Here is a 7,655-nt window from a genome sequence, read left to right as displayed (position 1 = left end):
ATATGCCTCAAAAGCATGGAATTACAAAGCAAGCATCATGGGAATCCTGAATCTGATCAGGGGCGACACGCTCTAAAGCGGCGTTATCCCATTGCCAGATACTGCACCGCGGATTGTCCGGCCCACAGGCCTGTGGCGAAGCAGGCGGTTAACAGGTAGCCGCCGGTTGGCGCTTCCCAGTCCAGCATTTCTCCGGCGGCGAAGGTGCCGGGGCGGGTGCGCAGCATCAGGCCATCGTCAAGCGCGTCAAAGCGCAACCCGCCTGCGGTCGAGATGGCTTGGTCCATCGGGTGTGGGCCGTCCAAGGCCACGGGCAGCGCCTTGATCAGCGGGGCTAGGTCGTCGGGCAGGGGGCGGGCAAACTCCATCAGCAGGGCCTGTTTCACCGGGTCCAGTTTCAGCGTTTTGCGCAGGTGATTGGATAGGCTGGCCTTGCCGCGTGGTCTTGACAGGCGGCTGCGCAGGGTCTCAACAGTCAGATCCGGCGCAAGATCAAGGGTCAGGGCCGCGCCTTTGCGAAGGTGTGCAGATAGCGCATAAATCCCGCCGCCTTCGATCCCTGTCTGTGAGATCACAAATTCGCCGCGTGATATTTGGCCACCGGCATGCAGGGCCACACCTTTGACCGGTGCCCCGAAATGCCGGTGCATATGATCTGACCACGCAACGTTGAAACCCATATTGGCCGGTTGGAAGGGGGATAAAGCATCAGTCGGTATATGCCCGGCCCATACCCCATCAGAGCCAAGCCGCGCCCAACTGGCCCCGCCGCAGGCCAGAACGGTGACGTCAGGGTGCAGGGCTTGCGGGCCGTTTGGCGTATCAACCATCACCTGCCCGTCGCGCCAGCCCTGCCAGTGCCAGCGGGTTTCAATACGAACGCCCATGTCCTGCAATTCCGCCAGCCAAGCGCGCAACAACGGCGAGGCTTTCATCGCCTTGGGAAACACCTGCCCCGTGGTGCCGGTAAACAGCGGCTGGCCCAGCCCTTCGGCCCATGCCATCACCTGCGCAGGGCCGAACGCCTCAAGCATTGGGCGCAGGGCCGGGGCGGCGCTGCCATAGGCCGCCAGAAAGTCGTTGAACCCCTCATCCTTGGTCAGATTCAGCCCCGATTTGCCCGCCATCAGGAATTTGCGCGCCGGTGATGGCTTGGCCTCGGCCACTGTCACCGCATGGCCCGCGCGGGCCAGTGCCCCGGCGGCCATCAGGCCGGCCGGGCCGGCACCGATGATCAGTGCGGTGCTCATGGTGTGGGCAGCGCGTGACCCTTGTCCAAGCCAACGTGATGCACGACACGCTGGGGAAAGGGGATTTCGATGTTGTTGTCTTTCAGCACGTTCCAGATCGCGAACAGGACTTGCGGGGTGAATTTGTTCACGCCGTCGTCGATGCCGTTGACCCAGAACTCAACGGCGAATTCCACGCCGCTATCGCCAAAGGCGCGCAGCTCGCAATCGGGGCCTTCGGGGTCTTGCAGGATGAAAGGCAGGGCCGAGACGGCCTGTTCGACCATGGCGGGGATTTTGTTGATATCGGTGTCATAGCTGACCGAGAACGGCGCCTCGTAGCGGTTGGCGCTGCCTTGGTCGGAATAATTGACAACGCGGGTGGTGATGAAATCCTCGTTCGGGACCACGATCCAGCGGCCATCGAAGGTTTCCAAAATCATCGCGCGGGCGGTGGTTTTCACGATGGTCCCTGCCTCGCCATTGTCCAGTTCCACATAGTCGCCGACAGTGGCTTGCCCTTCCAGCAGCAAGATCACGCCCGAGATGAAGTTCGACGCGATCTTTTGCAGACCAAAGCCAAGCCCCACACCGATGGCCCCGCCCAGCACCGCAAGCGAGGTCAGCGAAATGCCAAGGATATTCATCAGCACAAGGAAGGCGACCCCGAAAATGGCGATTTCGGCGGCCTTGGCGGCCAGTTGGCGCGTGGCGGGGGGCATTTCCTGTCGGGCATGGATGTAATTGCCCGTCTGGTCGTTTGACCAGCGCCCCAGCCAGAATACGACCCCACCCACCACGATGGCCTTGATCAGCCAAAGCAGGTCAAACGACATATTGCCAAGCGGCACGACCGTGGCAGCCAGTTTCGCCGTGACCAGATCGAGCAGGCCAAGTGCGTACAGCGCGGCAACCGGGATCAGGACATAACGGCCCAGCACTTTCAGGAATGGATCGGTCAGAATGTTCTGGACAAGGATTCGCACGGCAAGGAACAGGAAAACCCGCTTGCCAAAGGCAATCACCGCGCCCGAACCAAAGATCGACCGCGTGACGCTTTCGCCGACGCCGGTCAGGGCATAGGCCAGAAGCGGCAGCACCAGCGGCACGAAAGCCAGCACCAAACGCCGGGTCCGGGCGACCGTGTGTTCCTGCTCGGGGGGCGGGGTCAGCCAGCGGCGCAGCACTGGATTGATCCGGCGGCTGATGAGGATCGCCAAAAGGTAAGCCACGATCAGAAGCGCGAATTGCGACCATGCCGCAGGGCTGACCAACCAGCCTTTGGAGATTTCCCATCCTTGCAGCCCGTACTCCAAAGCTTGCCGAACGATCGGCGGCGGGTTGTCCCAATTCATAACGCACCTCTTGTAAATCATAATCGTTGAGCCATCCTATTGCCTGTCGGATGCGAAAGGATCAAGAAAAAGCCATGTCCCCCAAGGAGCGTGACCCGGTTTGCCTCTTGTGCCAGCGGCCCATTCCGCCCGAAGCCAAGCAAAGCCTCCATCACCTGATCCCCAAGCTGAAGGGCGGCAAGGGCGGGCCGGTGGTCTTGCTGCATCAGATTTGTCACAATGAAATCCACGCCACCCTGACCGAGGCCGAGCTGGCCCGTGATTTTGCCTCTATCGCAGCACTGCGGGCGCATCCGCGCTTGGCCAAGTTCATCCGCTGGGTGGCCAAGCGCCCGCCCGCGTTTCATTCCAAAACGCCCGGCGCAAGGCGCAAACTTTGAGGCCCATGTGCCGGACTGACGGCGTTGATAGCCTTCATTTTTTGGACCAAACCCTTGACCCGCCCCTGTCGCTCGCTTACACGGCCCCATCGGCAAGGCCCCGGATTCGTCCGGGGCTCCGCCGTTGTTCGAAAGAACACCTCAAACCGGGGACCTTCGGGGCCCTACAATTCGGCCACCTTCGGGGGGCTTACACATAGGCGGATTTCCTGAACCACAGGCCCCGCCGTTAGCAAACGGAAGACAGAAAGCATGGCACTCAAGTCGTATAAGCCGACGACGCCGGGCCAGCGCGGGCTGGTGCTGATCGACCGTTCGGAGCTGTGGAAAGGACGTCCTGTCAAATCCCTCACTGAGGGTCTGACAAAATCGGGCGGCCGGAACAACACCGGGCGGATTACCTCGCGTCGTCGCGGGGGCGGGGCGAAACGCCTTTACCGCATCGTCGATTTCAAGCGCAATAAATTCGATGTGGCGGCCACCGTCGAGCGGATCGAATATGACCCGAACCGGACCGCGTTCATCGCGCTGATCAAATATGAAGATGGCGAGCAAGCCTATATTCTTGCGCCGCAGCGTTTGGCTGTGGGTGACAAGGTTTTTGCTGGCACCAAGGTGGACATCAAGCCGGGCAATTGCATGCCTTTCGCTGGTATGCCCATCGGGACGATCGTTCACAACATCGAACTCAAGCCCGGCAAGGGCGGTCAGATCGCACGCGCCGCAGGCACCTACGCCCAGTTCGTGGGCCGCGATGGTGGCTACGCGCAGATCCGCCTCAGCTCGGGCGAGCTGCGCATGGTGCGTCAGGAATGCAAGGCCACCGTGGGCGCCGTGTCGAACCCCGACAACAGCAACCAGAACTACGGCAAAGCCGGTCGTATGCGCCACTATGGCAAGCGTCCGTCGGTGCGTGGTGTTGTCATGAACCCGATCGATCACCCGCATGGTGGTGGTGAAGGCCGGACATCCGGTGGTCGTCACCCGGTCACGCCGTGGGGCAAGCCGACCAAAGGCATGCGCACCCGCAACAAGAACAAGGCGTCGCAGAAGCTTATCCTGCGCTCGCGTCACGCCAAGAAGAAGGGCCGTTAACACATGAGCCGCTCTGTATGGAAAGGCCCCTTCGTCGATGCCTACGTCCTGAAAAAGGCCGAAGCATCGCGCGAGTCGGGGCGCAAAGAAGTTATCAAGATCTGGTCGCGCCGTTCGACCATCCTGCCCCAGTTTGTGGGTTTGACGTTCGGCGTTTACAACGGTCACAAGCACGTGCCTGTGAACGTATCCGAGGACATGATCGGCCAAAAGTTCGGTGAATATTCGCCGACGCGGACCTACTATGGTCACGCAGCCGACAAGAAAGCGAAGCGGAAGTAAGTCATGGGCAAGGAAAAGAACCCCCGCCGCGTGGCAGACAACGAAGCAATGGCGAAACTGCGCATGCTTCGTACCAGCCCGCAGAAACTGAACCTCGTCGCGGCGATGATCCGTGGCAAGAAGGTCGATAAGGCCCTGACGGACCTGACCTTCAGCCAAAAGCGGATCGCCGAGGATGTGCGCAAGTGCCTCCAGTCGGCCATCGCCAACGCCGAGAATAACCACAACCTCGACGTCGACGAATTGATCGTGGCCGAGGCCTATGTCGGCAAGAACCTTGTAATGAAGCGCGGCCGTCCGCGGGCCCGTGGCCGGTTTGGCGCGCTGCGCAAGCCGTTCTCGGAGCTGACCATCAAGGTGCGTCAAATTGAGGAGCAAGCCTAATGGGTAACAAAGTCAATCCGATTGGCATGCGCCTTCAGGTCAACCGCACTTGGGACAGCCGCTGGTATGCCGACACAAAGGATTATGGCAATCTTCTGCTGGAAGATGTCAAAATCCGTGAGTTTATTGGAAAAGAGTGCAAGCAGGCCGGCGTTAGCCGTGTGATCATCGAACGTCCGCACAAAAAGTGCCGCGTCACGATCCACACTGCGCGTCCGGGGGTGATCATCGGCAAAAAAGGTGCCGATATCGAAACCCTGCGCAAGAAACTCTCGGCGATAACCGACAGCGAACTGCACCTCAACATCGTCGAAGTCCGCAAGCCGGAATTGGACGCGCCGTTGGTTGCCGACTCGATCGCGCAACAGTTGGAGCGCCGTGTGTCGTTCCGTCGTGCGATGAAGCGTGCCGTGCAAAACGCGATGCGCATGGGGGCCCTTGGCATCCGTGTGAATGTGGCAGGTCGTCTGGGTGGTGCTGAAATCGCCCGGACCGAGTACTACCATGAGGGAAGTGTGCCCCTGCATACGCTGCGCGCGGATATCGACTATGCCAATGTCGAGGCGCAAACGCCCTATGGCATCATCGGCATCAAGGTGTGGATCTTCAAGGGTGAGATCATGGAGCACGATCCGTCGGCCCGTGAACGCAAAGCCCAGGAGCTCCAGGATGGTCCCGCGCCACGTGGCGCCGGCGGCCGTCGTTAAGGAGGACTGAACGATGCTACAACCAAAGCGTACAAAGTTCCGCAAACAGCATAAAGGCCGGATCAAGGGCCTTGCCAAAGGCGGGTCTGATCTGAACTTCGGATCGTTTGGCCTGAAGGCCACGCAGCCCGAGCGTGTGACCGCGCGTCAGATCGAAGCCGCCCGTCGTGCGATGACGCGTCACATGAAACGTCAGGGTCGTGTCTGGATCCGGATTTTCCCGGACGTTCCCGTGACCGCCAAACCGATCGAGGTTCGGATGGGTAAAGGTAAAGGCTCGGTTGACCGTTGGGTTTGCAAGGTCAAGCCCGGTCGTGTGATGTTCGAGATTGACGGTGTCTCCGAAGGCGTCGCGATGGAGGCCCTGCGCCTTGCCGCGATGAAGCTGCCGGTCAAGACCCGCGTCGTCGTCCGCGAAGACTGGTAATCCGGGCGCCAATCTGGCACATCCCGCACATTGAAAATCAAAATCCCCGACGCGCAAGCATCGGGGGTTTTGCTTTACGCGGCGTGAAAATTCGAGAGGGCGTTGGTTCCTTTACCCCTCCAAAATCTCCCGCACCGTCTGCGCGTAAACCTCATAGTCCATCGTCGCCTTGTTGCCTGCGTATCCCTCGTAGTAACTGCGCCCCGAGGGCAGGGGCAGACCGGCCCAGATTTTGGCAAGGTTCAGCATGAAGGTTTCCGGCGGGATTTCCCCGCGTTTGGCCTTCGAGAACCCTGCATCGGCCAACAAAAGATCGGCCAGCTTGTCTTGCACCGCCGGGCTGAAGCGGGTCTCGGGGGGCAGGTCCAGCCGATTGGCCGAATGCCGTAACGTCGCCGGAATGAATTGATACCGCCCAATCGCATGCGGTTGCCCCGGTGTTGCGGTGATCCAATCGTAGATCTCTTGCAAGCTCATGTCGGTCGGTGGCTTTGGGGGCTTGATCCGGGCGCCATGTTGCACAGCGTCATAGCCCATTGTCCCGGCCTCGGCCCGCGCGATCAGGTCGTGCAGGCGCGCAGCTTTGCTGCCAGTCTGGCGCAACACAGTGTTGTCCTTGCGGGGCAGGGCGGGGAACAAGCCACTTTCACGGTCATCCACAAATAGGCTGGCCAATCGCGCTTGACCCGTTGGTCCCTTTGGCATTTCAAACAGCGGTTGCCGGGCCGCAAACGGGCCACTGGGCGAAGGCTCCGCCAAGCAAACAAACGGCAGACCGATCAATCCGAAAACCGCGCAAATACCCCGCCTCATGCCATGCTCCTGTCCAGTGTGTCGCGGTTGGTATGGAGCATAGACCTAAAGAATTCCTTGCCTTTGGCCCTGTGCGCGGTATCACCGCGCCATGGCACAGATTGATTCCCTTTTCGTCACCCGGCTTTACCGCGCCGCTTTGTCCGAGCTTGGCCCCGCAATTGATCCGGCCGAGCTGGAAGCGTCGTGTTATTCCATCGCGCAGGATGACGAGGCCGGGCAGGACTGGTGCGAGAGCGAAGGCTACCCCGGCTACACGTCTTATGCCTCGCTGACGGATCTGCCGTGGCGTTTCCCGATTTTTGCCGATCTGGTAAAAGTGCTGGACGCGCATGTGGCCGCTTTCGCCGAAGATTTGGAATTCGATCTGGATGGCCGGGCGCTGAAGCTTGAGGATATCTGGATCAACATCCTGCCCGAAGGCGGCACGCATTCCTCGCATCTGCACCCGCATTCGGTGATTTCTGGAACGACATATGTTGCCATGCCCGATGGGGCCTCGGCGCTCAAGCTGGAAGACCCACGCTCGGCCCGGATGATGGCCGCGCCCGCGCGCAAAAAAGATGCCCGCCGCGAATTGCAGACCTTTACCTATGAAAAGCCGGCTGTGGGAGATGTCTTGCTGTGGGAATCGTGGCTGCGCCACGAAGTTCCGATGAACATGTCCGAAGATGACAGGATTTCAGTCAGCTTTAACTACGCTTGGGCGTGAGAACGTGGTTAACCAAGGTGACTGAGGACACTATAAATATGGCAACGCAACCGACCAGTAATTGCAGTTTGATAAAGTTCTCAAACCACATGCTGAAATCTTCATAACTAATATTTTCAATTAAACCATAAATTGCGTGCAAGTTAGGCTTAATCGCATAATTATTTATCGCTGAAGAAGCGCAAAACAAAGCCCCTAGAGCGTGTCGCCCCTGATCAGATTCAGGATTCCCATGATGCTTGCTTTGTGATTCCATGCTTTTGAGGCATAT

11 protein-coding genes are annotated in these 7,655 nt (G+C 59.6%); 7 read left to right on the top strand and 4 right to left on the bottom strand.

What is annotated here, in order from left to right:
• Window positions 1–83: 83 nt before the first annotated feature.
• Window positions 84–1,250, bottom strand: coding sequence for a TIGR03862 family flavoprotein (locus HAT86_RS16585; RefSeq protein WP_167200532.1), 1,167 nt, complete (start codon window positions 1,248–1,250; stop codon window positions 84–86).
• A complete protein-coding gene (locus HAT86_RS16580) occupies window positions 1,247–2,584 on the bottom strand; it encodes a mechanosensitive ion channel family protein (protein WP_167200529.1) in 1,338 nt (445 codons plus the stop codon). The genes HAT86_RS16585 and HAT86_RS16580 overlap by 4 nt, the downstream gene beginning before the upstream one ends.
• Before the next feature lie 74 nt (window positions 2,585–2,658).
• On the opposite strand from HAT86_RS16580, the gene HAT86_RS16575 reads away from it, so the two are divergent.
• The 6 genes from HAT86_RS16575 to rplP all read left to right on the top strand — a co-directional run bounded on the left by HAT86_RS16575 (window position 2,659) and on the right by rplP (window position 5,859).
• Window positions 2,659–2,964 carry an HNH endonuclease gene (locus tag HAT86_RS16575; RefSeq protein WP_167200525.1) on the top strand — a complete coding sequence of 102 codons (306 nt, stop codon included), beginning with the start codon at window positions 2,659–2,661 and terminating at the stop codon, window positions 2,962–2,964.
• Window positions 2,965–3,216: 252 nt separating this feature from the next.
• Entirely contained in the window at window positions 3,217–4,059 is an 843-nt protein-coding gene (gene rplB / locus HAT86_RS16570; RefSeq protein ID WP_167200522.1) for a 50S ribosomal protein L2, read from the top strand.
• Between the two features lie 3 nt (window positions 4,060–4,062).
• Window positions 4,063–4,341, top strand: a complete 279-nt coding sequence (gene rpsS, locus HAT86_RS16565; RefSeq protein ID WP_167200519.1) for a 30S ribosomal protein S19 — start codon at window positions 4,063–4,065, stop codon at window positions 4,339–4,341.
• 3 nt (window positions 4,342–4,344) lie between these two features.
• Complete coding sequence (gene rplV / locus HAT86_RS16560) at window positions 4,345–4,725, top strand: 50S ribosomal protein L22 (protein ID WP_167200516.1); 381 nt, start codon at window positions 4,345–4,347, stop codon at window positions 4,723–4,725.
• Entirely contained in the window at window positions 4,725–5,432 is a 708-nt protein-coding gene (rpsC, locus tag HAT86_RS16555) for a 30S ribosomal protein S3 (RefSeq protein ID WP_167200513.1), read from the top strand. Before rplV ends, rpsC begins: the two co-directional genes overlap by 1 nt.
• Window positions 5,433–5,445: 13 nt before the next feature.
• Complete coding sequence (gene rplP / locus HAT86_RS16550; protein WP_167200511.1) at window positions 5,446–5,859, top strand: 50S ribosomal protein L16; 414 nt, start codon at window positions 5,446–5,448, stop codon at window positions 5,857–5,859.
• 111 nt (window positions 5,860–5,970) lie between these two features.
• Here the strand turns inward: rplP and HAT86_RS16545 are convergent, their stop codons facing one another.
• A complete protein-coding gene (locus HAT86_RS16545) occupies window positions 5,971–6,534 on the bottom strand; it encodes a hypothetical protein (RefSeq protein ID WP_331272577.1) in 564 nt (187 codons plus the stop codon).
• A 229-nt stretch (window positions 6,535–6,763) separates the two neighbouring features.
• Here HAT86_RS16545 and HAT86_RS16540 point away from each other — a divergent pair, with 229 nt between their 5' ends.
• Entirely contained in the window at window positions 6,764–7,384 is a 621-nt protein-coding gene (locus HAT86_RS16540; RefSeq protein WP_167200505.1) for a 2OG-Fe(II) oxygenase family protein, read from the top strand.
• Here the strand turns inward: HAT86_RS16540 and HAT86_RS16945 are convergent.
• A partial coding sequence (locus tag HAT86_RS16945) for a hypothetical protein (RefSeq protein WP_231125954.1) occupies window positions 7,365–7,655 on the bottom strand: 291 nt, incomplete at its 5' end. The two genes, HAT86_RS16540 and HAT86_RS16945, sit on opposite strands and share 20 nt — an antisense overlap.

Origin of the sequence: Roseovarius gahaiensis, from assembly GCF_011601345.1 — a bacterium.
GTDB classification, from domain to species: domain Bacteria; phylum Pseudomonadota; class Alphaproteobacteria; order Rhodobacterales; family Rhodobacteraceae; genus Roseovarius; species Roseovarius gahaiensis.
This window is presented reverse-complemented; position numbering and strand designations above follow the sequence as displayed.

Coding starts and splice junctions, on each gene's coding strand:
- rplV (WP_167200516.1), top strand. CDS start 4,345: ATGGGCAAGGAAAAGAACCCCCGCCGCGTGGCAGACAACGAAGCAATG.
- rpsS (WP_167200519.1), top strand. CDS start 4,063: ATGAGCCGCTCTGTATGGAAAGGCCCCTTCGTCGATGCCTACGTCCTG.
- rplP (WP_167200511.1), top strand. CDS start 5,446: ATGCTACAACCAAAGCGTACAAAGTTCCGCAAACAGCATAAAGGCCGG.
- HAT86_RS16580 (WP_167200529.1), bottom strand. CDS start 2,584: ATGAATTGGGACAACCCGCCGCCGATCGTTCGGCAAGCTTTGGAGTAC.
- rplB (WP_167200522.1), top strand. CDS start 3,217: ATGGCACTCAAGTCGTATAAGCCGACGACGCCGGGCCAGCGCGGGCTG.
- HAT86_RS16540 (WP_167200505.1), top strand. CDS start 6,764: ATGGCACAGATTGATTCCCTTTTCGTCACCCGGCTTTACCGCGCCGCT.
- rpsC (WP_167200513.1), top strand. CDS start 4,725: ATGGGTAACAAAGTCAATCCGATTGGCATGCGCCTTCAGGTCAACCGC.
- HAT86_RS16575 (WP_167200525.1), top strand. CDS start 2,659: ATGTCCCCCAAGGAGCGTGACCCGGTTTGCCTCTTGTGCCAGCGGCCC.
- HAT86_RS16585 (WP_167200532.1), bottom strand. CDS start 1,250: ATGAGCACCGCACTGATCATCGGTGCCGGCCCGGCCGGCCTGATGGCC.